General features: G+C 41.4%; 22 protein-coding genes and 1 tRNA gene. 7 read left to right on the forward strand and 16 right to left on the reverse strand.

The window, feature by feature from the left end:
* The first annotated feature begins 55 nt into the window (after positions 1-55).
* On the forward strand, positions 56-820 hold the full coding sequence (locus WC773_01145) for a C39 family peptidase (protein ID MFA6082008.1): 765 nt from the start codon (positions 56-58) through the stop codon (positions 818-820).
* A gap of 127 nt (positions 821-947) precedes the next feature.
* Positions 948-1,541 carry a hypothetical protein gene (locus tag WC773_01150; GenBank protein MFA6082009.1) on the forward strand — a complete coding sequence of 198 codons (594 nt, stop codon included), beginning with the start codon at positions 948-950 and terminating at the stop codon, positions 1,539-1,541.
* A gap of 2 nt (positions 1,542-1,543) precedes the next feature.
* Here WC773_01150 and leuS read toward each other — a convergent pair whose 3' ends face one another.
* The gene (leuS, locus tag WC773_01155) at positions 1,544-4,030 is read right to left on the reverse strand and encodes a leucine--tRNA ligase (GenBank protein ID MFA6082010.1); all 2,487 of its coding nucleotides are present in this window, start codon (positions 4,028-4,030) and stop codon (positions 1,544-1,546) included.
* Positions 4,031-4,126: 96 nt separating this feature from the next.
* Here leuS and WC773_01160 point away from each other — a divergent pair, with 96 nt between their 5' ends.
* Both WC773_01160 and WC773_01165 read left to right on the forward strand, forming a co-directional pair.
* Positions 4,127-4,915, forward strand: coding sequence for an alpha/beta hydrolase (locus tag WC773_01160; protein ID MFA6082011.1), 789 nt, complete (start codon positions 4,127-4,129; stop codon positions 4,913-4,915).
* The gene (locus WC773_01165) at positions 4,908-6,254 is read left to right on the forward strand and encodes a Mur ligase family protein (protein MFA6082012.1); all 1,347 of its coding nucleotides are present in this window, start codon (positions 4,908-4,910) and stop codon (positions 6,252-6,254) included. The genes WC773_01160 and WC773_01165 overlap by 8 nt, the downstream gene beginning before the upstream one ends.
* Here WC773_01165 and WC773_01170 read toward each other — a convergent pair.
* Positions 6,251-7,354, reverse strand: coding sequence for a D-alanine--D-alanine ligase family protein (locus WC773_01170; protein ID MFA6082013.1), 1,104 nt, complete (start codon positions 7,352-7,354; stop codon positions 6,251-6,253). The genes WC773_01165 and WC773_01170 overlap by 4 nt on opposite strands.
* A gap of 189 nt (positions 7,355-7,543) precedes the next feature.
* On the opposite strand from WC773_01170, the gene WC773_01175 reads away from it, so the two are divergent.
* Both WC773_01175 and WC773_01180 read left to right on the forward strand, forming a co-directional pair.
* On the forward strand, positions 7,544-8,443 hold the full coding sequence (locus WC773_01175; protein MFA6082014.1) for a hypothetical protein: 900 nt from the start codon (positions 7,544-7,546) through the stop codon (positions 8,441-8,443).
* 6 nt (positions 8,444-8,449) lie between these two features.
* Positions 8,450-9,823 (forward strand): HAMP domain-containing sensor histidine kinase, encoded by a 1,374-nt coding sequence (locus WC773_01180; GenBank protein MFA6082015.1) that lies wholly within the window; start codon positions 8,450-8,452, stop codon positions 9,821-9,823.
* 37 nt (positions 9,824-9,860) lie between these two features.
* Here WC773_01180 and WC773_01185 read toward each other — a convergent pair whose 3' ends face one another.
* The 9 genes from WC773_01185 to WC773_01225 form a co-directional block, all read right to left on the reverse strand.
* Positions 9,861-10,187, reverse strand: coding sequence for a hypothetical protein (locus WC773_01185; GenBank protein ID MFA6082016.1), 327 nt, complete (start codon positions 10,185-10,187; stop codon positions 9,861-9,863).
* Positions 10,188-10,259: 72 nt separating this feature from the next.
* Positions 10,260-10,335 (reverse strand) — tRNA-Ala (locus tag WC773_01190).
* 79 nt (positions 10,336-10,414) lie between these two features.
* Positions 10,415-12,442: an immunoglobulin domain-containing protein gene (locus tag WC773_01195; GenBank protein ID MFA6082017.1), complete on the reverse strand. Its 2,028-nt coding sequence runs from the start codon at positions 12,440-12,442 to the stop codon at positions 10,415-10,417.
* Positions 12,443-12,619: 177 nt separating this feature from the next.
* Entirely contained in the window at positions 12,620-16,651 is a 4,032-nt protein-coding gene (locus WC773_01200) for a DUF2341 domain-containing protein (GenBank protein ID MFA6082018.1), read from the reverse strand.
* Between the two features lie 186 nt (positions 16,652-16,837).
* The gene (locus WC773_01205) at positions 16,838-17,752 is read right to left on the reverse strand and encodes a phosphotransferase (protein MFA6082019.1); all 915 of its coding nucleotides are present in this window, start codon (positions 17,750-17,752) and stop codon (positions 16,838-16,840) included.
* A gap of 32 nt (positions 17,753-17,784) precedes the next feature.
* Entirely contained in the window at positions 17,785-19,209 is a 1,425-nt protein-coding gene (gene aspS, locus WC773_01210; GenBank protein ID MFA6082020.1) for an aspartate--tRNA ligase, read from the reverse strand.
* A 3-nt stretch (positions 19,210-19,212) separates the two neighbouring features.
* A complete protein-coding gene (gene pheT, locus WC773_01215; GenBank protein MFA6082021.1) occupies positions 19,213-21,483 on the reverse strand; it encodes a phenylalanine--tRNA ligase subunit beta in 2,271 nt (756 codons plus the stop codon).
* A gap of 57 nt (positions 21,484-21,540) precedes the next feature.
* Complete coding sequence (pheS, locus tag WC773_01220) at positions 21,541-22,530, reverse strand: phenylalanine--tRNA ligase subunit alpha (protein MFA6082022.1); 990 nt, start codon at positions 22,528-22,530, stop codon at positions 21,541-21,543.
* A 1-nt stretch (position 22,531) separates the two neighbouring features.
* A complete protein-coding gene (locus WC773_01225) occupies positions 22,532-22,912 on the reverse strand; it encodes a hypothetical protein (GenBank protein ID MFA6082023.1) in 381 nt (126 codons plus the stop codon).
* A 102-nt stretch (positions 22,913-23,014) separates the two neighbouring features.
* Here WC773_01225 and WC773_01230 point away from each other — a divergent pair, with 102 nt between their 5' ends.
* Positions 23,015-23,281, forward strand: a complete 267-nt coding sequence (locus tag WC773_01230) for a GIY-YIG nuclease family protein (GenBank protein ID MFA6082024.1) — start codon at positions 23,015-23,017, stop codon at positions 23,279-23,281.
* Positions 23,282-23,320: 39 nt separating this feature from the next.
* On the opposite strand, the gene WC773_01235 is transcribed toward WC773_01230, so the two are convergent.
* From WC773_01235 to WC773_01255, 5 genes are all read right to left on the reverse strand, one after another.
* Positions 23,321-23,644 (reverse strand): ribosome-binding factor A, encoded by a 324-nt coding sequence (locus tag WC773_01235; GenBank protein ID MFA6082025.1) that lies wholly within the window; start codon positions 23,642-23,644, stop codon positions 23,321-23,323.
* A gap of 103 nt (positions 23,645-23,747) precedes the next feature.
* The gene (gene rpsI / locus WC773_01240) at positions 23,748-24,155 is read right to left on the reverse strand and encodes a 30S ribosomal protein S9 (GenBank protein MFA6082026.1); all 408 of its coding nucleotides are present in this window, start codon (positions 24,153-24,155) and stop codon (positions 23,748-23,750) included.
* Positions 24,152-24,577: a 50S ribosomal protein L13 gene (rplM, locus tag WC773_01245; protein MFA6082027.1), complete on the reverse strand. Its 426-nt coding sequence runs from the start codon at positions 24,575-24,577 to the stop codon at positions 24,152-24,154. The genes rpsI and rplM overlap by 4 nt, the downstream gene beginning before the upstream one ends.
* A complete protein-coding gene (rplQ, locus tag WC773_01250; protein ID MFA6082028.1) occupies positions 24,574-24,990 on the reverse strand; it encodes a 50S ribosomal protein L17 in 417 nt (138 codons plus the stop codon). The genes rplM and rplQ overlap by 4 nt, the downstream gene beginning before the upstream one ends.
* A complete protein-coding gene (locus WC773_01255) occupies positions 24,990-25,883 on the reverse strand; it encodes a DNA-directed RNA polymerase subunit alpha (protein MFA6082029.1) in 894 nt (297 codons plus the stop codon). Before WC773_01255 ends, rplQ begins: the two co-directional genes overlap by 1 nt.
* Between the last annotated feature and the right edge of the window lie 7 nt (positions 25,884-25,890).

Raw genomic sequence — 25,890 nt, forward strand, 5'->3', positions numbered from 1 at the left:
GCGAGGATTCTACTCGCGGCGTTTTAAGTATCTATATATGTGATAAAATTAAAGTATGAAAAAAATACTTGTAATTGTTATTGCCGTAGCTGGGATAGTTTTGGGTGCTTTGTATTACCTAAATTCTAGAAAAACGCCAACTGCGCCGGTTGCAACTGCAACTCCAACAGTTATTCCGTCTGCAAGTGTTACTCCATCCACTACGTCAACTCCGACTCCAACCCCAACCTCGGCATCCACTCCAACCGCAACCCCAAGTAAAGTCAGCTCGATCAAATTAGATGTGCCGTTTATTAGTCAGGCGCCATTGTTGGTTTGGGATGCACTTCACGAGGATGCTTGTGAAGAAGCTAGTTTAATTATGGTGCTACATTATTTAGATAAAACAAAAATATCCAGCGCAAATGCCGCAGAAGACGAAATACAAAGTATGATAAAGTATGAAGAATCGGTTGGGCTTGAGAAAAGTATTACCATTTCTCAACTAGCAGACGTGGCCAAGCACTATGGGATAACTAATACCAAAGTCAAAGAAGACGCAACTGCGGCAGATTTGAAAAATGAGTTGACACAAAATCACGTTGTAATTTTACCGGCAGCTGGCAGAGAGTTACACAATCCACACTTCACCGCCCCGGGGCCTATCTATCATATGCTGGTGTTAACCGGATTTGACCAAACCGGTTTTATCACCAACGACCCAGGGACAAAATACGGTGAAGACTATCGGTACACTTTTGATGTACTGATAAACGCTATTCATGATTGGGACCCGGCAGATATTGAAAACGGGGCAAAGAACTATTTAATTTTTGAATAAGTAAGATACAACGACTTTAGCCTTAGGAGTGCTTGGAGGCATAGATCTTTGAACAAATGTCTTACTTTGTATGACAAAAAATTAGAACAAAGATTGTATTATTATTTTTTGTTGCAATAATCAAGGTATGAATGCTAAAATTTTCGATAATTTGGCAAAAATAATATCGATTGTTTTTAGTCCGTACTTAATTAACATGTTTGCGCCAATAATATTGATCTTATTTGTGAACGGCCAAAATATGTCGTCAATTTTTTATATTGAGTTATGGTACCTATTTGATGTAGCATTACCAGGATTATATATTGTTAGAATCCAGGGCAGAAAGTTCATTTCAGATTTGCATATTCAAAACAAAGACAACCGCTTGTTGCCAATGTTAATGATAGTACTGTGTTCCGCTTTACTGGTGATTATATACCAGTATATTGATGCTCCAAAATTGATAATTATTTCAGCGTTTGTGTTTTTCGTTAATACCATCGTCATTTTATCTATAACTATTTTCTGGAAAATCAGTATTCATATTGCTGCATACTCCGGAATTATCTCTATATTGGGATTAGTGATATCCGGACAGGCTTTTTGGCTTATGTTATTAATCCCACTCATAATCTGGGCACGAGTACGGCGCAAAAGACACACGGTCTGGCAAGGAATTTGGGGTGGTTTTGTGCCGTTCGTAATTACATATCTTATACTACTGGTAGTTTCGCCGTAAAATTATTTGGTAACAATATTTACCAGTTTATCCGGAACATAAATCACTTTTAATATTCCTTGGTTTAGCAACGGCGAAATTTTACTATCTTGTTTTGCCGCCGTAACAACTTCTGTTTCAGAAGTATGAATAGGTATGATAATCTTTGATCTTACTTTGCCATTAACTTGCACTACAATGGTGACATTTTCATCAATTGCTAGTTTTGGATCAATTTTTGGCCAACTGGTATTAAATATTGATGTATCGTGTCCGATTTTTTGCCATAACTCTTCGACCAAATGCGGCGCGAATGGCGCGAGTAGCTGTAATAAATATTCATATTGGGTGACGTTGATGGTTTTTAGGGTAGATAAATGGTTGGCAAATATCATTAGTTGAGAAATGGCGGTGTTGAACTGCATTTTTTCAATATCGCTTGTAACTTTAATAACGGACTTAGCGGTAATCAAATCAATTTGCTCTGAACCCTTGTCTTCTAGGAGTTCCGACAGGGATGCTGCTTTATACAAGAACCGCGATGACCCTTGGAGGCCTTGAATATCAAACGAGCACATTTCGTTCCAGCTGCCAATAAACATCATGTAAACTCTTAGCGCGTCTGCGCCAAACTTGGTAATTACATCGTCCGGGCTAACTACATTCCCTTTGGATTTGCTCATTTTTTCAACTTCAACCGTTAATACTTCACTGGTCGATTTATGGAATGCCATTTCACCATCTACTACCACATCCGAAATATGAACGTATCGTCCGGCGGAATCTTTGTAGGCGTTTGCCAAAACTATTCCAACTGATTCCAACCGTTGAAATGGTTCAGATGTGGGCACCAACTTTTGGTCAAACAAAAACTTATGCCAGAATCGCGCGTAAAGCAAGTGTAAAACCGCATGTTCGGCGCCGCCCAAATAACAGTCAACAGGCAACCATTCTTTTAATAACGCTTGGCTAGCAAACTCAGCTTTATTTTGAGGGTCGATAAATCGCAAATAATACCAACACGAACCGGCCCACTGTGGCATGGTGTTAGTTTCGCGCTTAGCTGCCCCGCCACACTTGGGGCATTTTACATTTACCCAATCAGAAATTGCAGCTAGCGGTGATTCACCGGTACCGGTTGGTTCGTACTTTTCAACCTCAGGTAATTTTACCGGCAGGTCTGCATCTGGCACCGGTACCGCGCCACATTTATCACAGTGAATAATGGGAATGGGTTCGCCCCAGTATCGCTGGCGTGAAAATACCCAGTCTCTTAATTTGTATTGAGTTTTTAGTTCGGCTAGATGATTTTGGCTCAATTTCGCCACAATTTTCTTAGTTGCATCGTTAACAGTTAGACCATTGAACTCGCCTGAATTTTCTAATACACCGTCGCCAACGTATGGCAATTGTCCTTCACTATCTTTTGATTTTATTACCGAGATAATTGGTAGTTGATGTTTCTGAGCAAATGCATAGTCCCGTTCGTCGTGTGCCGGCACGGCCATAATGGCGCCGGTGCCGTAATGTGGCAAAACATAGTTGGCAATCCATATTGGAATTTTGGCATCGTTAACCGGATTTATAGCGTAAGTACCGCTAAAAACGCCGGTTTTGGGCTTATCCACTGCAATGCGCTCAAACTCACTTATTTCGGCTGTATCCTTAATGTACCGCTCAACCTCAGCGCGCTGGTCTGGGCTGACTACTGAGCCAACCAGAGGGTGTTCTGGGGCAAGAACGACGTAGGTGGCACCAAACAAGGTGTCTAGACGGGTGGTGAATACTTCGGCCATCTGATTAGATTTTTCGAGTCTAAATTTGATTGTAGCGCCGTTAGATTTGCCAATCCAGTTTCGCTGCATTGTTATGATATGTTCCGGCCAATCTAATTGATCTAAATCTGCTAATAATCGATCAGCATAGGCAGTAATTTTTAGCATCCACTGGCGCATATTGCGTTTTTCAACCAAAGTGCCGCAACGCTCGCATTTGCCGTTAATCACCTCTTCGTTTGCCAAACCGGTTTTGTCTTTGGGGCACCAATTAATTGGAACATCGGCTTCATAAGCCAAACCCGCCTTATACAGTTGGATAAATATCCACTGAGTCCATTTGTAATATTCCGGGTTGGTGGTATTGATTTCACGGTCCCAGTTATAGCCAAAACCTAACTCGGACATTTGACGCTTGATATTAGAGATGTTTTTTGAGGTTGAAACGGTTGGATGAACCGAGTGCTTGATTGCGTAATTTTCAGCGGGCAGGCCAAATGCGTCCCATCCGGTTGGATGCAGCACCGAGTGACCATTCATCATTAAATATTTTGACAACACATCTGACGCGGTATAAATTCGCACGTGCCCAATATGCATGCCGTCTCCGGAAGGATACGGAAACATATCTAATACATATTTTTTACTTTTAGACGAAGTTGGGGCGTTAAATTGCTTGGAGTCAGCCCATATCTTTTGCCATTTATGATCAAGTTGCGGAAAGTCGTATTTCATAAGTTAACATTAGCATAAATATCATGAGCGGTGTAGGGGAGGACCCGTGTGTCCTCCCGCGGGCGGACATGTGAGTCCGCCCCTACGATGCTCGTAATGTACAATGTTGATATGGACTTTTGCCGTCATTTAAGTTACATTTTAATCAAGATGAATCAAACCGATAGCTCAATTTATTCAAAAACTGGTAAGGGGCCAGATTTGATATTGCTTCATGGTTGGCGCAATGATCGATCAATTTTTGATAATATTGTCCCAGAGCTTGCCAAGAACTTCACTTGCTGGACTATTGATTTGCCCGGTTTCGGCAGTAACCCTCGCCCAAAAACCAGTTGGGATATTAAACAATACGCTAACTACGTTAATCGCTTTATTGACGAGCATAACATCAAATCCCCCAGTATTGTGGGCCATTCGTTCGGTGGCCGCGTAGCTATTGTACTTGCGACGCTTAATTCGGATATCAAAAAAGTGGTTCTATATGCTACTCCCGGCGTGCGGCAACCACTGCCCCGTTTTACTTCAATGGCTCAAGCAATGTATCGTAGCCTTGGCCGCACGACCAATATATTGAATAAAACCATGCTAATGAGACGAATTAGAAAAAGTGTGCAATCTGAAGACTATCGTCAGGCACAAGAGTTAAAAGACATATTTATTTCCACCATCAATTTCGATCTTGCTCCTTATATGGAGAAACTCAATCAAACTGTATTACTAGTTTGGGGCGAAGATGACCACGTTGTGCCGGTGAAAATTGCTCAGAGTATGCAGCAAATTATCCCCCATTCAGACATTAAGATTATCCCGAAGGGATCGCACACTGCTCATTTGGAAAACCCCAGGCTGTTTTGTGGCCTAATCAGAAAGTACATTAATGACTAATATTGTCAGTTTAATCTGGCCATTTTTGGATTTTGTATACATTTTACAGCTGGAAGATTACGATACGGCCAGTTACTTTAAATGGGTATACACTCGGTTTTTTAAACGTCAACTTCAATATGTTGGAAAAATTACGTGGACTAAAAAGGCCCAGGCTATTTTAAGCGTAGCCTTGGGTTTGTATTTAGCGCTGATCTACTTCTTTTGGCCGGTTGGGGTGATATATCAATTGGCGGTAATCGTATTCTTTACTTGTCTGATACCACTGATTGTTGGCTTAGCAAATCTAATTTGCTCCCCAATTGATTTATATATAAAACAAAACACCATTAAACTGGCTAAGGCAAAGCTATCACAAATGCCGGATTGTATTGTGGTTGCCATTGCCGGAAGTTACGGTAAATCGACAGTACGGTATTTTGCAAATCAACTTTTAAATCCAGATTTCGCAGTTCATACGCCAAAAGAAAATCACAACACTATGTTTTCGCTAGCGCAGGACATTGTGAATGAACTACCGGTAAAAACCAAATATTATTTGGTAGAGCTGGGTGAATATAATGTTGGTGATTTTAAGCGCTATATTGGGTTGCTTGACCCGGAAATTGTGGTAGTAACGGCAATTGGCCCACAGCACCTGTCTTCATTTGGCTCACAGGCTGCGATTGATTCGGAATTTAATGATCTAATAAGCATTACTAAAAATAAAATCCACCTGTTAAATGCCGAAAACGATGGAATTAAGCGTGTTTTCGGAGACGATGTTGCCCAAATTGGCCAGTATAATCAGCAATACCTCGAAAATAACTTTAATAATGTGAACGCCGATATTATGAGTATTCCGCAACTAAAACAGTGCGCGGCGGCTGCGGTAGTTTTGGCATCCGCGCTTGGCGTTTCAAAAGAAACTATTCAACCGCATATTACTTTACTGCATCCGGTTGAGCGTCGAATGGATGTAACCGAGCAAAATGGTATTACGATTATTGATGATACGTACAACATCAATCCAGAGAGTGCAAAGGCAGCTCTGTCGTATTTGGAAACGCTAAAAGGGCGAAAGATTATTGTTACCGGCGGGATTGTAGATCAAGGACAATCATCTGACAACGCCAACATTGTATTCGCGGATCAAATTTCGCAAGTGTGCGAAATTGCAATTATTGCTCAAACTATTTATGCGCCGTTGATTATTGATACCATCAAAGACCGTAACAAATTGTGTCGCGTTATCGAATCGCCTCACCCAAGCCGAACCCCGTCTATATTAAAAGAGATCTTACAAAGCGGCGACAACGTTTTGTTGCAAAACGAACTCCCAGACCTTTATTGGCACTAGATTTTCTGAAGTATGTCCGATTTGTATTGTCGGACTAGTTTGTGTTTGATTTGATGCTGTTCAACCGCTATTGCGAACAATCTTTTAATTAAATCCGGATAATTTAGGCCGCTAGCTTCCCAAAGATAGAAAGATAGTGAGCCCGGAATAGTGTTTATTTCGGTAACGTAAATATTGCTGTTGCTTTGATCAATCATAAAATCTACTCTGGCTACCCCGCTACACCCGAGCACCTTAAACACGTTCTCAGCGTATGTTTTGATTTTTTTAGACTCTGCCTCCGAAATTGGGGCTGGAATTCGACGGTCTAAACTGGCCATACCTTTTGCGCCCTTTTTACCTTTACCGTTATGCAAATATTTATCGGCATACGATAGGATTTCGCTTGAGGAAATTGGCTGTTCGCACACAGAGGACTCACACGCCTTAGCAGTGCCGAGCACGCTGCAGTTTATTTCTATCATATTTGTTAAATAAGGCTCAACAATTGCTTGAGTATCAAGCTGAAAAATTGTAGCAAAACTTTCGGTCAGTTGCTTCTGGTTATCTGCCTTAGCCACGCCAATGCTTGATCCCAAGTGAGAAGGCTTGGCGATAACCGGAAAACCAATGTTTACTTTATCGGACGGAGAGTTGACGGCCTGATATGGCAATACGGGAATCTTGTTTTCGTGCATAATTGCTTTGAATAAAATTTTGTCCATGCCCAAGGCCGATGCCGAGACATTGCAACCAACGTATGGCACGTCCAGTGCCTCTAGTAGCCCTTGTACCGCACCATCTTCGCCACCTGTGCCATGGAATAACGGGAAGGCAATATCAATTGTTAATGGCTTAATTGAGAATAATCCACTCTTATATAGCAAGTGATTGTTTTGAATTGAAACTTCTACTCCCTTTTTGGCTAATTTAGCCAGTAATTCGTGCGGATTAAGAGGTGGATCATAAACCGTCAAAAACTGACCATCATTTGTCCAATAGAACGGAATAATGTTGTATGCGCTATGGTCGATATACTTTAACGCTTGCATTGCGGTAATCACCGATACGTCATGTTCCACACTTGGACCGCCGAACATTAGCAGTAGGTTTTTCTTCATCACATCCTTTCTTAACGACTTTAGTATACATTATTTTGTGTCTTAAAACACAAAAAAGCACTAAGCACTAAATTATAAATTCGAAACAAATTCAAAAATTGGCGCGGTGGGCTGGTTTTTATATAATTAGAATTTTGAATTTTCTTTACACTCAACAAATCTTTCATTAAGATTATATATAGAGGGCTTATGACAAATAAAAAATTGATTATCTGGGGTGGCGTGATTGCCGCCATGTCTTGTATGGCGATAATATTATTTTTAGTTTCGGAGAACCTTAGTCAAGCATCGACAATAAAATTATCTGCTCCGGTAGATGGCACTCCAATTCCGGATGGTGTTTCTTCGGCTACTCCAACTGCGCTTGTTTCGTCATTACCTTCTTCAACGGCCAGTGTTGCTCCCACCGCAACTAGTTCTGCTACTACAACTGCTACACCTACAACGCGCCCGTCATCTACCGTATCGGCAAATCCCTCGGCTGGTGCCAGCGTTGCCCCTAGTCACTCCCCCTCTGCCGGCCCAAGCTCTGCCGTCAGTAGTAATCCGTCAGCTGGGGTAACAACTTCTCCAACAGTATCAACGTCCACCTCTGCGCCCATCTCAACGCCACAACCGAAAACTACGGAACAGGTAGTGCTATCTACGCTCAAACTTCAAGCCGAACCGGTGGTGGCTACATCAGATCATCGATATAACATTGTTATACAATGCACCGTTCCAACCGGGGTTAGCTTCGTGACGTTTTTGGTAAACTCGGATAATCCCATGACTATTCCGGCCACGCTTAACAACAATACCGCCACCGCTACTATCACCTCACCTCTAGAAAGCGGCAAACATCAAATTACGGTAGCGTTCAAAGATCCAACGAGTAATCAGGTGATGGAAATTAAGCGCGATTTCTTTGTCTCCCCTGTTCTTGCAGCCAGTACCTTGAACGGATCATCGGCTGTAACATCACATTTTACCGATTTTATCCCACTTAAGTATATCTTTACTCTAATTGCGATGATTCTAATTACTACGGTTGCCACCTTTGTTATCTACCGAAAAGCGGCGGTAATCGAGACTAAAAAAACTAAATAGGACGCTATGAGCTCACTGTATTGGCGACAATTTTTGTACTCAGTAGTGATTGTTATTTGTATTCCAGCAATATTAATTGCTAATTTGATTCTGCATAATAACAATTTCACCACGCTACTTAATCAGGAGCTGCAAAGCAAGGCCGAGCTAACCGCTCAAGCGCTAAGCACCACCGTAACCGATTCACTTAGCCAGCCAGATGTAATTAGCGCCAAAATTAGTGCCTTAATTAAAAACTCAGATATCAAAGAAATTACAGTATATAAATATAACAATAACGCGTTTTCTGTGGTATCTACTACTAACCCGGAAAACGAGGTGAAGGTGCTAGACGCGCCATCATCAAACACCGCTTGGAATGAAAAACGCGCTATAGCAACTCAGTTTGGCTCGGCAAACACCAATGATCACGTTTATACCGTAACCACCCCAATTTACGATGCCGATGGAAATGCTGCTGCGCTGTTGGTAAGCCAAATTTCGGTAGCAGACATAGACGCACTGGTAAAAAGTAACAACCAGCAAACCCTGTACTTCTTATTAGCAAGCATATTGGTAATATTTATTTTGCTTATTAACCACTTTCATTTTGTCGGATACGCCAAGCTACTTTATGCTCTTAAAAATGTAAATCAACTAAAAGATCGGTTTCTTAACCGCACTACCATGGACCTGCAAGAGCCGTTAATGAATATCAAAAGTAGCTCCGAATCGTTTAATAAACTCTACTCGCAATCGGTTGATGCCAATGGGCTCAAAATGATCAGCGACATCAACGCCGAATCGGTCAAAATGCTAGAAGTGGTTAAAGAGCTACTAGATTTAAGTAAAATTGAACACAACCAAATAGAACTTCAGCGGCAGCCGATCAATCCAATGAAAATTTGTGCCGATGTAGTGGCAAAGCTTGCGCCGGTTACCATGGCAAAGCAAATAAATATCTCGTTAAATATCGATAAAACTCAGGGGCTTATTTCGGTTGATCAAAGCAGACTAAGCCAAGAAATTTCAATGTTGCTTAATGTATTTATTGAGCATATGGAAAATGGAGAGATTAAGATTGCCTACGAGCAAATCACCAAAAACCGCTGGTCGGTAACTATCTCTAGCGATACTTTTAGATATAAAGATGCAGCTAACGTATCTCAGACCGCAATTTCTAATCCTGCTGATCAGTCAGCTAACTTAACCGAATTTGGGGTAAGTTATTGGATTGTAGAGCAATTGACTCAATTAATGGGTGGGCATATTGAAACTCAGTTTAATCCCCCATCTCAATTGATCTTTAGATTGATTTATCCGGAAGTTAAAGTAGTTGAGTTCCCTAACTCAGCCGAAGCCGTCGCTCCCACTGCCACTACCTCCAATATTTATGCATAGGACGAGCTATACTACGAAATCCGTAGTCAAATACCTATCAAAAACCATTCCACCTGAGTAATAATAAAAATAGTCCGATTCCTAATATTGTACCAAAAACTGGGAAAGTATATCGTGTCCATTTTTCTGGAAAAAAGCTGTCGAATACGTATCCTTTCGTGGCGCCATATTTTTTTGCCATACCGGTCAACGGGCACTTCATACCATTGCCAAAAAACACGATTCCTTCGATAGAAATTAAGCCGAGCGCAACATATAACGCTGGTCCGAATATTTTTGCGATACCACAATATAGAATGAAAAATACTGAGCCAGCCATGAAAATAAATATGATCGTATGTATTGTTTTGATAAGCGCAAGCATTTAGCTGACCTCGTTGGCCTTTAGAATATAGTATTTTAGTACAACCGAATATTAAATTATTTAATACGTAATTGGTGGACCTTAGGAGATTCGAACTCCTGACCTCTTCCATGCCATGGAAGCGCTCTACCAGCTAAGCTAAAGGCCCACTAACATTATTATACACAAAAAAGCATGAATTACCAGATTATTTTGATATAAATCTTTGATCCAGCACGGAATGACGATTAAGGCAGCCGAGTAATGCGGCGGCGGATTAGCCATCCGGCAATTGAGATTAAGATTAACGTAGCTCCACCACCAATTGAAAGATTGGTTGGGGTGAGTAGTTTTTGGGCTTGAGTTTTAGTTTCAGTTGGAACCACAACAGGAGCTTCTTTAAATGACGCTGTAACAGCCGTGGATGGGTTTGAAGTGTTATTGTGAATGTCAGTAGCTTGTAAGGTGAATTGGTAGTCTGTGGCTAATACGAGTTTAGGGTGATTTGCTAGTACAACATTGTAGCTTAATGTTGATTTGGTTAGTTTGACTGTCTCGATGTTAGTACCGGAAGCGTTATTAATATTTAGTATGTATTCAGATAAGTCTGTATCGATATTCGCAGTCCAAGATAGTTTAATTATTGATTTAGAATAGCTAGTTACAACCAGATTAACCGGAATACCCGGAGCTAGGTTATCTACTGAAGCAAAACTAACCGTATTAGAGCTTTTTGATTCAGAGGTACCTTTGTATGCTCTAACGAAGTAATAAAATGTAGTACCAACATCTGCTTTAGTATCGATATACTGTAATACTGTTTTTTCAGTTTTAGCTACGTTTACAAAATCTTTAGTATTATTAGTAGTACTACGGTAAACCATATAACCGTTAATACTAGATGATGTAGATGCCTTCCATTTTAGAGTAGTATTTCCGCCTTGATCTCCGGGAAAATCTTCTGCAGTTAAACTAGACGGTACATTAATAGATGATACCGGAGCAGCTGGTGCAGCACCAGTACCAGCAGATACACCAACTTGAGGTGCGGGGGTATTAGCTACTACAACTTGGGGCGCAGCAGTTGTGCTTGTACCCGTGTTGCCAGTACCGGTATTACCGGTGTTGTTACCGGAACTAGGCGTTGGCGTTGGAGTAGAATCACCGCCCCCAACCGCATTAACCGTTAGTGTTGCCTCGTTGGAGGTTACGTTACCAACGGAATTAGTAACGGTACATTTATATTTGCTACTACTGTCCCCTGTTGCCAATGTCCCGGTGGTGTAACTCGAACTAGTTGCGCCAGAGATATTGCTACCATTTTTCTTCCACTGATACGATAGCGGTGCTGTACCAGAAGCCGCAACGGTAAATGTAGCAGTTTGACCGGCACTGACGGTGATATTAGATGGTTGAGTTGTGATTGACGGGGCGGTATCGCTAGGTGGTGGTGCATTAACCGTTAAAGTTGCTTCGTTAGAAGTAGCACTACCGTAAGCGTTAGTGACGGTACATTTATATTTACTACCACTATCTGATGTAGATAAGGCTCCTGTTGTATATGACGCACTGGTTGCGCCGGAAACATTACTCCCGTTTTTCTGCCATTGATATGACAGTGGCGCGGTACCGGAAGCCGCAACGGTAAATGTTGCCGTCTGCCCGGCCGTCACAGTAGCGCTAGATGGTTGAGTCGTGATGGCTGGCGCAGAACCAGTGATTGTGGATGATATGGTGACATATGAACCACCTGTTGTGGTTGGCGGCTGTTCTGTCGATGGAATTTGATACAGAGTGCTTCCATCGCTTGCTTTGGTTATAGTAATTCGCACTTGACCGTATGTGCCATAAGCAGTGGCTTCTACTCTTACAATAGCTAGCCCATTATAATTATCTCCGGAATAATTGCCAGCATTGCTAGTAACCACACAATGATTGCGGTCAACTCCCCCAATATTAACTTTACTAACAACTACATCAGAATCTGTTACTTCAATGGCAAAGTATTTTGGAGGACTATCTGCTGGGTTTTGACTGCCAAGGGCATTAATCTTACCGAAAGTAGTAATCGTTCCGCCAATATCATACTTCCAGCCGGTTACTTTTACGGCAGCGGTGATATTATCCGAATTTTTATATGTCCATTGAACCGCACATGAAGATGTAGAGTCTGCGCGAGCTAAACGATTTTGGGACAGCGAAAAACTAAGCATCCCAACCATTATCAATACAACTGTCAGTGCCCAAACATAACGAGGTTTTAATCTTATTCTCATATATTAATATTGATGTATAACTGAATAGAACACAATAAAGATTCTAAGGTCGGGGTAAAAAACATTAGTGGTCAATCAAAACTATTTCTTATCAATTATATGTAGATTTTGGTCTTTGAGAATTTACCCAGCAGCGTTTGTGGATGATAATCAAAGTTTTTGAAACTTTTGAACACATTACCTACGAACTTTTTTTCGTCGATTGGAGTAGATTATAAAACCGAGAACGAAAACTAAAGCGATAAAACCGAATGAGACGTATTGCCAAATTCTGGTTTTTTGTTTCTCTATTTCAATATTTCCATTGTCAACGCTCATATTAAAATCATAGGTTTTGCTTTCGTCACCCTCTAGCTCTAAATTACTTGCCAGTTTAATAGATGCGTGAGCAAGAACGGTATGAGATCCTTGTCCCAGAATCTCACTAGCGTTGGCCAACCTGCACGACCAATTACCTTCGTCATCGGCAAGTACTTGAGTGGTATAAGGATCGGAATGGATGGTAAGAAATACAATTGTGTTCGGATCTGAGGTGCCATCAATCAAAAGACTGTCATTTTTAGCTGTAATATCAGTAATGGATGGAGCTGAAGGTCTAATATCAATAATTTGTGTTGATTTGCTCTTGTTTCCTGCTTTATCATAAACGGTCAAAGTAACAGTGTACCTTCCGGGATTCTTATAAACATGATTAACCTTTGATAGATTAGATGTGCTTCCATCTCCAAAATTCCATTCTAAAAGGGTAATTAATATATTGTCTGTGGAACTGCTTGCATCAAATGTAACTGATTTGCTAGTAACAAGCGTCAACGGATCTTGTAGGATACCTAGGGCGGCTATGGGAGATGTAGTGTCTGGCCTGGTTGAGCTTGTGGTTGATGTGCTAGATGAAGGTGATGGACTCGAAGTTGTTGTGGACGCTGAGCTACTAGATGATGATGAGGTTGGTGTTGATGTAGGCGTTGCGGTTGGTGTTGATGTTGCGGTGCTAGGTGTCGGAGTTGAGCTTGGCTCCGGTGTTGGGCTGTCGGATGATGGTGTAGCTTGTGTTGCAGCAGTAGCCGAAACGTAGTTGGAATTTTCTACGTTATCACCATTTACCGAATAAACATAATATGTGTAATCCGTTGAAGCCGAAAGTCCGGTATCAGAATAAGTTAAATCATTTGCAGAATGAACTAAGGTGCCAGAACCTGACAAGCCATTTCGATAAACGTTAAACTTACTTTGAGCTCCGCCAGATGTCCAATCAACTTGAATCGAACTTGCAGATTGAGCGGTGGCGGTAGCAGAGCCGGGATTTGACGCACTAGTGTATTTGGCCGCAGTGGTAGAATATGCGGTTTCGGTGCTGTCGGCATTACGTGCTTTGACTTCTAAAATGTATTGAGTGTTGGCAGAGAGCCCGGTATTAACAATTCCCAATGCTCCACCCCAAGTGGTGTAATCCTGCCAGACTGCGGAAGCACCCAGAGTACCATTTGCTTGGATATACTGTGTCGTTGATGTTTCGTAGATAGCGTACGTTGTGCCAGCCGGATTCGAGTTTTGATTAATAATTGCTGTTAAAGAAGTCGCGGATGTTAAGGTGACTGTTGGCGCAGACGGAACGTTAGCAAGAGTATATTTGGACGCGGTTGTGGAAAAGCTTGTTTCGGTGTCATTGCTATTTTTAGCTTTTACCTCAAATGTATATTGGACATTGGGAGATAAACCGGTATTCGTTACACCCGAAGCTCCACCCCATGTAGTATAATCCTGCCAAACCGCCGACGCGCCGAGTGATCCATTTGCTTGAATATACTGTGTCGTTGATGTTTCGTAGATAGCGTAGGTTGTTCCGGCTGGATTAGAATTTTGATTGACGGTGATTTTTAGTGAGGTGGCAGCCGGTGTATTCACTGTTGGCGCAGACGGTACGTTGGCTAAGGTGTAAAATGCAACACATGCCCCATATGCGGAACCAGATATGTTTGTGGCATAAGGTTTGTATGAATATTGCGTATTTACGCTTAGACTTGATTGTGAGAGCGAAAAAGCTCCAGTGCCGTAGTCACCGTTTTGTGATAAGTCGTTAATAGCTCCAGTACAATCTGATGATTGATAGTATTTAAAACCTCTAACAGTAGCATTTTGAGTGCCAACATCCTCAATTGTCCCATGCAGAGAAGCGGAGGTAGCCGTAATATTATCTGCAGCCTGAGCAGTCACAGTTGGGGGTGTTAACGCCACTTCCGCTCCAACACTTGTTGACGGCTCAGGCAAGGAGTATTGGCGTAGTCTAAAATCGTCAAGATACCCGGATGTTTGTACAGCACTGTCAGTAGTAAATGTAATTTTATTAATTGCTCCTACAGCTCGTGAGATATCGTCCTGTCTAACAATTTCGTTATAATTTGTGTCATATACAACAAAATTATATTTATCCAAATCTGTGTTAAATTCTAGAGTTACCAGATACCAAGTGTCTGCAGTGTATGTTACCGCAGTGTTGTGGAATGAACCATCCCAGTAATGAAAATATGTAGCACCAAGACCAGCCACTGCCCCTATTGTATCTCCGCTATAAAGATATGCGTCAAATCCTCCACCTGTGGTATTACTCCTTCGCATCCATGCTCCAATAACTCCCGTAGTCTTCGGAACAAATGAAGAAGTGTAAAACTGAGTTCCGGCGATTGCAGATGTGTCAGATTGTCTGATAGATCTACTTCCGTGTCGTATTGGCGTGTCTACTACTGTCACTGTGCCCCCAGAACCAGCGCCCGTCCAGAAAGGAGCTACTCTACTAAGAGCAGACACAAAGTCTGTCTCTATTGTTAATCCTGTATACCACGTATCAGTTCCGTTAGGTGAACCCGCAAAATAAGTCCATATTTGATTATTTGTAAGATTAAAACTGTTTCGGTAAATATCATCAGTTAGCACTACCGGCGTGTCTTGGTCTGAATCATTCCATGCAGCTGCTGCTCCAAAATTGATCGCATTTCTTATGAATTCTCTGCTGGCTGGATAAAATGTTGGGCTGGTATCTCTATAAAGTTCAATCTGTGCCTTATCTGACGATACGGTATAGTGTGGCACAAGCATATAATAATAATCCCCATACTTAAATGGAAAAATACAAAACCGACCACCGGTAAAAATCGGATTGTTAGCATCTTTTGTCCAATGAATTAGGTCAGTTGAGGTGGCAAGACCAACCGCTCTGGTTCCAGAAATTGTACTATACCACATATAATAGAGCGAACCTACTTTCATAACCCCCCAAGGGTCTAAAGCGGCATCATCCCATTGCCCTGATGTTCCTGATAAAACAGGGTTTGAAGCATATTTAGTCCAACTTACTCCATCTGATGAAGTGGCCAAACCGATTTTGTTAGGAGTTCCGCCTCGGTACAACATATACCATACCGTATCTTCTTTCCATACCATTGGCACACCTACATTAGTAGTTTCCCATGCAACTGTCGGGCTTAATATGGGGTTGTGTTCCGAGTCCACTGTCCAACTCAACCCATCCGAAGAAGTGGCATGCAAAGCTGTATCCCAACTGTAATACATGTGGTATGTGTCGCCATCTTTAAAAACTGACGAAAACCCATCTTTACTAGTAGTGTTTAAAACAGGGTTACTGGCGTATTCACCCCAGAATGCGGAGTCTACTCCGTCTAAAGACCCGGTATTACGAGATTCAAAACCATCAAAGCCGCCAGCTTCAAACGTTTCTAATCCATCGCCTGCATCGCTAGCGTTAGCGTTACCATAATACATGTAAATTGTTTTTGTTGTAGAGGCGGGGATACTTGGAACTTTAGACCAGATGATTGCAGTTTCTCCGACTGAATCATAATAATCAATCCAATAATCGATTAGTGATACGGCGTCGGCATCGGAAAATCGGATATCCGAGCCATCAGAATTCGCTTTTGTGAAATCAAAGTTTGTATCATTTAGAGTAACTTTAACTTGATAGTTCGATAAGACATTAGCATTCCCAGAATTATCAACTGTAATTTCTTTGCGATATTGCCAATCGCTATCATACCATGAAGCTGCTTGAACCTGTTTTTCCGGGATACTAAAACTGCTAAAAATGAATGAACCGGCGCAAAAAAGTATCACAGCCGTTCTGATGAAATGTGAGTGACTATATTTATAGTGGCTAATTAGTCTGCCGAATTTTTCAAAGTAAGCATTGCCCATTACTGTCCCTCGCTTAATACCAGATACAAACAAATCGTATCGCTCGTTAACAAGCCATTATAATTAGTTTAATGCTCTTCATTATCAATGTCAAAAATTTACTTCTTGGATACCTTTTGCAGGTGTAGGTCTTTGAGTAGTTCGGGAGATATTGATATCATCATCCAATTGCCTGTTCCAAAGTAATTATAACCCGAGTCCTGAGCGACCTTGGTTTAACCAATATTCATTTTCTGCGCTAGCGTTTCCGTAAATATCTCGCTCTCTCACCGCTCCAATAATATGCATGGCATGTGCTAAATCCACAAAAAGCGGGAATAGTTCCTTTTCGCGGTCGGTTAAAGGATTGTGCCGTCCATATTCCTCTAAAATATAAGCATGATCGTAGTCCGCGAGTAAATTACAGGCTATCACCGCTAGTTCGAGTAATCTTGGGTAGTAATTTGCGCAAGCAAAATCGATAACATAAATACCCCCAGTGCTGTTTCTAATCACGTTCGTTGTTATTATGTCCCCATGAACGAAACAATGAGGAAGTGTCTCTGATTTAATCTCTATAAATATTTTGACCAGTGGCTCGATTTTTGATTTTTCCGCGGTAGAAAGATAATTTTTTACAATCTGATATTGATCAGCGGCGTTAACAATCGCCCATTCATCATAAACATAGGTAGGCTTAAAGTTAGTTCCATTTATTTTGGCTGCTTCGCTCAGAATAACTTTTGCTTCACTTTTCGTAGGTTTTTGCTTTAGCTCGTAAAAAGTTTTTCCGTCAACAAATTCAAAAACTGATAAATTTCTGCCATCAATGATATTCAGACTAGGCGGATACATCTTTGGCGTTTTTATATCAGCTGTGCACGCCTTTTGGATAATCTCTACGTATCGACGGCATTCATTAATGTCTCGATATAATCCGAATATCTTGACGAAATAAGTGCCAATGGTCGTCTCGAGAATGTAGTTGTCATCCTCGTAGCCAATTTCGACCTTTGAGAATCTTGTTAATTTTCCAAAATGATAATCTTGTACGACATGCTCGAAAAAGCCTACCTTATCTCCGCTAAGACATTTTTTATCACGATAATTTAATTCTCTCATCGTCTAACTATGCCTGCCAATTTTTGAGGTAATTATTTTTTCTCTATTTTTTGCAAATGGAGGTCTTTGAGTAGTTCGGGAGATAGTTCTGCGGGGGCGTTCATCATCAGATCTCGCCCATCACCGGTTTTTGGAAACGCAATTACTTCTCTAATACTTAAACCGGTAATTGCCATAATTAAACGATCAATCCCAGGCGCCATGCCGCCATGAGGCGGGCATCCATATGAAAACGCCTCTAGCATGTGACCAAAACGTTCTTTTATTTGAGTGTCGGACAACTCTAAAGCTTTGAATATCGCCTCTTGCTGATCAGCGCGATGGATACGAATTGATCCTGACCCTAACTCTAATCCGTTGGCCACTAAGTCGTAGGAATTCGCTTTGATTTTAAGCAACTTTTGAATATCAACTTTCTCACCCTTGCGTACTTTTTCCATTAACTCATCGTTTTCTGGGGTTGGCTGCCAGCTGGTGAATGGATGATGAGCCGAGGTAAGTTTGCCTTCTTTGGTAAGCTCAAACAACGGGAAATCTACCACAAATGCCAACGCCACCTCGTCCCAGTTAGATTTGTCTTGGCGTAGGTCTGGTTTATCGGAATGGTACTTAGTCATCGCCTCATCGTAAGACAAGCGTTTGAAGGGTTTGAACGTCAATTTTTTCTCCGGGCAAACTGATTCAAGAGTTGTAGTATAGAGTTCTTCGATCATTTGCAGAATTTCTTCTTGATCTACAAAGCTCATTTCAATATCCAATTGAGTAAATTCCGGTTGTCGGTCTTCTCGCGGATCTTCATCTCGCATGCATTTTGGAAACTGAAAATACTTTTCAAATCCAGCCACCATTAGCAGCTGCTTGAACTGTTGTGGAGATTGTGGGAGCGCGTAACCTTTACCCGGGTGCACACGTGACGGCACAATGTATTCGCGCGCGCCTTCGGGCGTGTCTTTGGTTAAGAACGGGGTTTCTACTTCAATAAATCCGCGCTCGGTTAACCAGTTTCGCATATTTAGCATCAGTTGCTGACGTAATTGCATCCGTTTTAGCATGCTGGGGCGGCGCAAATCGAGATAGCGGTAACGTAAGCGTACTTCCTCATCAATTTTAATATTGTCATCAATTTCAAACGGCGGGGTTTGTGATGAGTTTAGAACCGTAATTTCGGCGCTTTGCATTTCTACGGTTCCGGTTGGTAATTGTGGATTAGCCATTTTATCACCGCGTTTAACAATTTCTCCGGTAATTTGCAACACCCATTCGCGCCCAACGTTCTGTGATTGCAGTTTTTCGACTAATTTAGGCTCGGCTACCACCACTTGTAATAAACCGGTTCTGTCACGCATATCTAAAAAGATAATTCGCCCGTGATCGCGGCGGGTTTGCACCCATCCGGACACAGTAACGGTTTTTCCAACGTGGCTAACGGTGTCTAGGTTATAAATTCGGTCTTTCATTTCTTACCTTTGTGTAATTTGATATTTTTCTATTAATTTTGATTCAATTTTGGCCATTTCGGTATTTACCTGATCCTCGATCAATGTTTTTTCCGGATCTTGGAATAATAAGTGAAATGATAGTGACTGTTCGCCTGATTTCGATTTATCCACATAACGATCAAATAGAATAATCGGCAGGAGTAATGGTGTTTGATTTTGAATAAAGCGAGATATTTCACCGATGGCGTAGCGCGTGTTTACGGTAAACGATAAGTCTCGTTTTACCACCGGAGTTTTGGCGTATGGTTGGCAAGATATGTTATTCGGAATTAGTGAGACGATTTTTTCAAAATTCAGTTCGAATCCGTATAGCGTAACGGTAGATTGACGGGTTTTTATGTGACCAATTTTAGTGTCGCGATACAAAATCGTGGCAGAGTCTGGCGTAGCTTGCTCAAACTTGATCTCGGTGATATTCAAATGTAGCTGGTGCAGTAAAACAGCCAAGAACTGTTTAAGATCTGCCTCACTGGTTTGGAATACGGCGCTAAGATACAACGGCTGTTGTGGTAATTTTTCCGCCGTCTTGGTGGAGTGGTACACCGTGCCAAATTCAAAAATATTAAAGTTGGTGTGGCCATTCTTATATTGATAACCGGCCAAATCAAACAGTTGCGGCAGTAATGATGTACGCAGGAACTTTAGATCACCAATTGGGTTTTGAATTTCAACCGACAATTCATCCTTCTTCGCAACCATTACCGCGGTTTCCACCTCATTAGCTATAATGATGGCGGCATTACGCATTTTATTAAGCGCGGCTTCTCTATCGTTTACTGATCTCGCTGTTTTAACCAGTGGCAGACTAATATCAATTTTGTTGTATCCGTATATTCGGGCGATGTCTTCGGTAACGTCGGCCAAAGCGTGAACATCGCTACGCCACCATGGCGGTGTAACAGATTTATTTGACATTTGATAATGAAGCAAAGATAGAATGTTGATCATTTCATTTTCAGATAAGTTGGTGCCGAGTATTTGATTTACTTGTTTAGCGTCAAACGGGATTGTGATCAACTTTGAGTCGGTATCCCCCACTATCTGACAAAATGATACTTTACCATCGGACTCTTTTAATATTAATTCTAGTACCGAGTTAAATCCGTTTATGACCGTAGATTTAGTTAGCCCGCGTTCAAACCTGGCACTGGCATCGGTGCGCAAACCCAAACGACGTGAGGTTTGTCTAACTGATACGGGCGAAAATTGGCCGGCGGTTAAAATGACCGAACTATCATCGTTTTCCGATTTTGTTTCTGAACCGCCAATGATACCGGCGATATCTAATGCTTGTTTGTTACTAGAAATTACCAAATCGCTGCTTGATAGTTGATAAGATTTTCCATTTAATACGGTAATCTTTTCAGAATCCTTGGCAAATTCAACGCTAATTTGGTTTTTGGTAATACATTTGGCTGAAAAAACGTGTGTTGGCATACCTTCTTTGAGCATAATGTAGTTGGTAATGTCGGTAACCAAATTGATTGGATTTACGCCGTGATCGGTCAAAAACTGGGTGAGCCACGCTGGGGAGTGGTGTTTACGCATATTATCAATTTTAGCCACGCAGAACGTGCTACAGTGGCTTGCAGAGGCCACAGAGACGTGAATATTCTCAGCATTTACTGTTTTTGGCGTATTTGGGATGATATATGGCGTTTTGAGCCCAAAACAGGCATCTAAATCGGCTTCTAAGCCGCGATATGATAGCAGTTCGGGGCGATGCCCGGTACCTTTATCATCGGTTTCAATAATCACTTGAGTTGGTATTATAGATTCAGCCGGCACGCCTAATTTTGTATCCTCTGGAAATATATGAATTCCTTTAACCTCAACATTTTCCAAACCCAGCTCGTCTGGCCCGCACAACATCCCATTTGATAAGACGCCGCGGATGGTTGACGATTTAATTTGCATTACAGTTTCGCTGCCGTCAGTTAGCGATAACACTTCGGCGCCAACCAGGGCAACCGGAACAATTTGGCCAACCTGAACATTCGGTGCTCCGGTGACGATATCTAGCATTTCTCCACCCAGATCGATACTACAAATAACCAATCGGTCAGCATTGGGATGTTTTTGGATATCGCAAATTTTTCCGGTAACCACGCCTTTGGCTCGAATACCGCTAGACTGAACTCCCTCAACCTCTTGAATGTGATCACTAATAATTTCGGCAAGCTTGCTTGCTGAGGTGTTGTATTTGTCTAAATATTTATTGATGAATCTCATTTTCCGCTTTCAAAATTGGATTGATTGGCACAATTGGACTAATTGGAATCTTTTATATTAATATAAACCTTGTTCTAAAAATCTGGGGTCGTTTTTGGTTAACTCACGAATGTCGGTAATGCCGTACTTTGCCATGCAAAGTCGCTCTACACCCACCCCAAAGGCAATCCCACGGTAAATTTTCGGATCTAAACCACCATTGGCAATAATTTCGGGATGAGACATGCCACAGCCTAGAAGCTCCAACCAACCTTTGTTGCCGCAAGACTTACAACCCTTGCCCGCACAATGTTTGCAGGCGATGTCTATTTCGGCGCCCGGTTCAACAAATGGAAAATAGCCGGGTCGAAAACGAGTTTTAGTGTCTTCACCAAATAGTTTTTTAGTGGTGTGGAGAAGTACGCCACGTAAATCGGCAAAAGATAACTTATCCGTAACCGCAAAAATATCAAATTGGTGAAATGCGGACAGATGAGTAGAATCGTCTGCCTCGGCTCTAAACACCCTTCCGGCTTGCATCACCGCAAATGGCGGTTTTAGCTGAGCCAATACGCGTTTTTGAAAAGCGGTGGTTTGGGTACGCAAAACGTCTTTATCAACTGTCCAAAATGTGTCTTGCATATCACGTGCTGGATGATCTTTGGGTACACGGAGAAAATCAAAGTTATCAAATTCTAGCTCAATATCGGGCGTTTTGAACTCGCTAAATCCTAGTTCACCAAAAATATCATACAAAGTATGAATCATCGCTTGCACCGGGTGCTGATGACCATGCGCATTAAGTTGCAGCGGAGATGTTAGATCAATCGAATTGGATTGTTTGTTTGAGTTAGTCAACAATGATTCAAGCTTAATTTTGGTTGCATTAGCAACGCTACCAATCTCTTTACGCAAATCACCCTGCAAAGACGGGATTTCTTTAACCAAAGCATTGTACAGCCCTTTTCGGCCAAGATACTTGGTGCTTAAAACATCAAATTCAGTACCAGATTTAATATCTGATTCACAGGTAATGATTAATTTTTCGAAGTCTTTAGTTGATATCATTTTACGCTCGTAATTTTAACGGAACTCTAACCCAGAAGAATAGCTCAAACAGAAACGCGGATGAAAAAATCATTAAACAATCAAGCAGCGAGAGTACTCGCAGAGATTGCATCACCAGAATAATACATGCTACTGCGGCAATAATTGCGCCTTGTCGCATGACCAAGAATATATGATTTGTGACTGTTTCAAGGCCAATGCTTTTAATTGAAAGCAGTCTGAAAAACGATGTGCTACTGAATATCAAACAAAAAATGGCTAAATAAAACAACCATTTTAGCTTTGTGCTAGCGGTATACGGATCAGAATTGGTGATGATAAGATAAACCACAAATGCCGAAAAAGCCAGCACAAGCAAAAGTAAGAATTTGATTCGTTTCATATCATTACTATAGCACTATTGAGCAGATGAGGATAGGGCAATCCTGTTCTTGTTCGAGGATCTAGGCGTCCGAGAACTATATTTCGGTGTTATAATATATGTATGTATAAACAATGGCACTGGTATGTCTATATAATTAAATGTAGTGATGGACTATATTATACTGGTCTAACGTGGGATTTGCACAATCGATTTGAGCAACATAAATCAGGCAATGGCTGTCGATTTACTGCAAAACACGGCGCGGGAGAGCTGGTCTATGCCGAAATCATTGATGATTTAACTGCCGCGAGATTTCGAGAAAAACAAATAAAAGATTACAGTAGGGCAAAAAAAGAAATTCTGATCAAGAATTTCAAAGGACTTTAACTAGGTAGTTCTCGCTACGCTCGAACAAGAAAAGTTGAATTATCTCTTGTTCTCGTCGAGTAGCTCGGTTATATGAGAGGCATATTCGATGCCGGTATCAAGCAGTAGTTCAATTCTGGGAATATAGCGTAGTTTTAATCTTTTAGATAACTCATGGCGTAGTTCCGGTACCCGTTTTTGCATCGATTCCAAATTAGAGCCACGTTTATTGATAAAACTAACCCATACCTTAGCGTTGTTTAGCTCTGGGCTTATGTCTACTTTGGTAATAGAAAAAAAGTTATCCGCAAGATCGTCCATATAGAACTGACTGATCTCTTGCATGAACAATGAGTTAAGTTTGTCGATACGATTTGTTGACATAATTCCTTTGTCATTCCGGGCTTGACCCGGAATCTATATACAAAGTCTTTTATAGACTGGATTCCCGCCTTCGCGGGAATGACAGTGCTGATATTCGATATATTTAACGTTTGGAGAACTGAGGACCACGACGGGCACCGTGTAAGCCGAATTTCTGACGCTCTTTTTCACGAGGATCACGAGTTAACAGGCCGAGTTTTTTCAATGTTGGTCTAAAAGTAATATCAAAATCAATTAATGATCGGGCTAAGCCATGGCGAATAGCGATGATCTGACCAATTTTTCCGCCACCAGATACGTGCGCAGAGATATCAACCTTATTAGTTAATCCTACTTGATCTAAAACATTAGATAATTCCGGATATAACTCAACTGGTTTGTCGTTTACTAAGAAACGGCCGTTCCCGGTCATTAAACGTACTTGAGCAACCGCGGTTTTGCGTCTGCCGGTGCCGTAATTGTATTTTTCGTCAGTTGATTTTGTATCAACTTTTTCAATATTTTCGCTCATTTATTATCCTTAGCCTTTTCAACTTTTCCGAAGTTAGCGGCGTGTGGGTGATTACTATCTGCATAGATGTGTAATCTTTTTAACCAAACATCTCGTTGCAGAGTTTTTGGTAACATGCCGTTCACGGCGTTGTAAATAATTTTACTTGGGTCTGTGTCTTTAAGTACTGAATAAGGCATGGTGCGCAAGCCGGTTGGCCAGCCGGTGTGATGGATATATGATTTAGTATTAGCTTTATTGCCGGTTACCACAATTTTAGCGGCATTTATGACCACTACCATATCACCAACATCGTTGTGGCGTCTAAAATCGACTTTATTTTTACCACGTAAATGACCAGCAATTTCGGTGGCTAATCTGCCTAAAACTTTACCTTCGGCATCAATTAAATACCATTTTCGTTCAATATCGGCGTTATTCATTTTTTACTCGACTTTTTGGTTTTAGGTTTTTCTTCAACAACTTCTTCTTTTACAGTTTCAGTTTTTGCTACAACCGGCTTTGCTAGCTCTAATTTAGCAATCGGAGCAGCATCACCCAAGCGGCTACCGAGTTTGGTCATTTTGACCATTCCACCGGTAACATTTTTAAACTGCGCATTGTAAACTTCAAAAATTTTACTGACAGCCATGTCGTCGAACAAGAATTGTTTGGCGCGGCGACGTGCGGCCAATGTTCCAGATTTACAATCAGATAAAATTGAATCAACTTCTGCTTTAACTAATTTACCTTTAGGCACAGTCGTAACTATCGCTTCGTGTAAGATTAACGAGGTGCACAAGTTGCGAATTAAATGATCGCGATTAGCTTTTTTACGACTGAGTTTTCCTGGCATTATTGCTCCCTAACTGCCACGATTTCGGTGATGGCTTTGGCGCCTAATCCACCAATTTGTGACAGAACATCTAAATCAGCATTTTTAATTGATTCAAGTGTGTTATAACCATTTTCGATCAATACTTTGATGGTGCGAGCTGACAAACCGGAGTCGGCCAAATCAGATTCTTCTGCATTGGCTTCGGCTACAGCTGGAGCTGCTTTTGCATCACCAAATGTGGCTAGCAAGTTGAACTGATCAACTAATATCGCAGATGATTCTTTGAACGCGTCTTTAGGCGAAACCGAACCGTCGGTGGTGATAGTTAAGGTTAACAAATCGTAGTTAGTCATTTTACCAACACGAGTGTTTTCAACTTCAATGCTGACTGCTTCAACTGGATTAAACAAACTATCAATTGCAATTCTACCAAGTTCTTTGGTGGATGCTTCGCGTTTTTCCACTACATCGTAACCGCGTCCAAATTCAACAGTGGCTTCAAGATGTAAGCTAGATTTGGCGCTTAATGTGGCAATAAACTGGTCTGGGTTAACCACAGTGACGGAGCTAGAGGCCTTAAAGTCTTTAGCGGTCACTTTTCCCGGGCCTTTGGCATCAAGTGTGATAACCACTGGTTGGTCGGTTTGGTGTAGAGTAACACGCACTAATTTTAGATTTAAAATTAGCTCAACCACATCTTCTTTTACACCTTCTACGGTGGTAAATTCATGCGAAACGCCATCAATTTTAACTGATGTAATAGCAGCGCCAGGCAAAGATGACAATAAAACGCGTCGTAAGCTATTTCCTAGTGTTTGGCCGAATCCTGGAAATAGCGGATTAATCTTAAAGACGCTCTTTTTAGCGTTAATAACTTCTTCTGTGACTTCGGGTAAGATAATTTGATCCATAATGTCC

This window comes from Patescibacteria group bacterium (genome assembly GCA_041660565.1).
Lineage (GTDB): Bacteria > Patescibacteriota > UBA1384 > CAJBMM01 > CAJBMM01 > JBAZWC01.

What these genes read in the sequence shown, in the direction of transcription:
- WC773_01230 (MFA6082024.1), top strand. Translation starts at nt 23,015, where the DNA reads ATGTATAAACAATGGCACTGGTATGTCTATATAATTAAATGTAGTGAT.
- rpsI (MFA6082026.1), bottom strand. Translation starts at nt 24,155, where the DNA reads ATGAGCGAAAATATTGAAAAAGTTGATACAAAATCAACTGACGAAAAA.
- WC773_01160 (MFA6082011.1), top strand. Translation starts at nt 4,127, where the DNA reads ATGTACAATGTTGATATGGACTTTTGCCGTCATTTAAGTTACATTTTA.
- WC773_01225 (MFA6082023.1), bottom strand. Translation starts at nt 22,912, where the DNA reads ATGAAACGAATCAAATTCTTACTTTTGCTTGTGCTGGCTTTTTCGGCA.
- WC773_01170 (MFA6082013.1), bottom strand. Translation starts at nt 7,354, where the DNA reads ATGAAGAAAAACCTACTGCTAATGTTCGGCGGTCCAAGTGTGGAACAT.
- aspS (MFA6082020.1), bottom strand. Translation starts at nt 19,209, where the DNA reads ATGAAAGACCGAATTTATAACCTAGACACCGTTAGCCACGTTGGAAAA.
- WC773_01175 (MFA6082014.1), top strand. Translation starts at nt 7,544, where the DNA reads ATGACAAATAAAAAATTGATTATCTGGGGTGGCGTGATTGCCGCCATG.
- WC773_01185 (MFA6082016.1), bottom strand. Translation starts at nt 10,187, where the DNA reads ATGCTTGCGCTTATCAAAACAATACATACGATCATATTTATTTTCATG.
- WC773_01195 (MFA6082017.1), bottom strand. Translation starts at nt 12,442, where the DNA reads ATGAGAATAAGATTAAAACCTCGTTATGTTTGGGCACTGACAGTTGTA.
- rplQ (MFA6082028.1), bottom strand. Translation starts at nt 24,990, where the DNA reads ATGCCAGGAAAACTCAGTCGTAAAAAAGCTAATCGCGATCATTTAATT.
- WC773_01200 (MFA6082018.1), bottom strand. Translation starts at nt 16,651, where the DNA reads ATGGGCAATGCTTACTTTGAAAAATTCGGCAGACTAATTAGCCACTAT.
- WC773_01255 (MFA6082029.1), bottom strand. Translation starts at nt 25,883, where the DNA reads ATGGATCAAATTATCTTACCCGAAGTCACAGAAGAAGTTATTAACGCT.
- rplM (MFA6082027.1), bottom strand. Translation starts at nt 24,577, where the DNA reads ATGAATAACGCCGATATTGAACGAAAATGGTATTTAATTGATGCCGAA.
- WC773_01145 (MFA6082008.1), top strand. Translation starts at nt 56, where the DNA reads ATGAAAAAAATACTTGTAATTGTTATTGCCGTAGCTGGGATAGTTTTG.
- WC773_01180 (MFA6082015.1), top strand. Translation starts at nt 8,450, where the DNA reads ATGAGCTCACTGTATTGGCGACAATTTTTGTACTCAGTAGTGATTGTT.
- WC773_01235 (MFA6082025.1), bottom strand. Translation starts at nt 23,644, where the DNA reads ATGTCAACAAATCGTATCGACAAACTTAACTCATTGTTCATGCAAGAG.
- pheT (MFA6082021.1), bottom strand. Translation starts at nt 21,483, where the DNA reads ATGAGATTCATCAATAAATATTTAGACAAATACAACACCTCAGCAAGC.
- WC773_01205 (MFA6082019.1), bottom strand. Translation starts at nt 17,752, where the DNA reads ATGAGAGAATTAAATTATCGTGATAAAAAATGTCTTAGCGGAGATAAG.
- pheS (MFA6082022.1), bottom strand. Translation starts at nt 22,530, where the DNA reads ATGATATCAACTAAAGACTTCGAAAAATTAATCATTACCTGTGAATCA.
- WC773_01150 (MFA6082009.1), top strand. Translation starts at nt 948, where the DNA reads ATGAATGCTAAAATTTTCGATAATTTGGCAAAAATAATATCGATTGTT.
- leuS (MFA6082010.1), bottom strand. Translation starts at nt 4,030, where the DNA reads ATGAAATACGACTTTCCGCAACTTGATCATAAATGGCAAAAGATATGG.
- WC773_01165 (MFA6082012.1), top strand. Translation starts at nt 4,908, where the DNA reads ATGACTAATATTGTCAGTTTAATCTGGCCATTTTTGGATTTTGTATAC.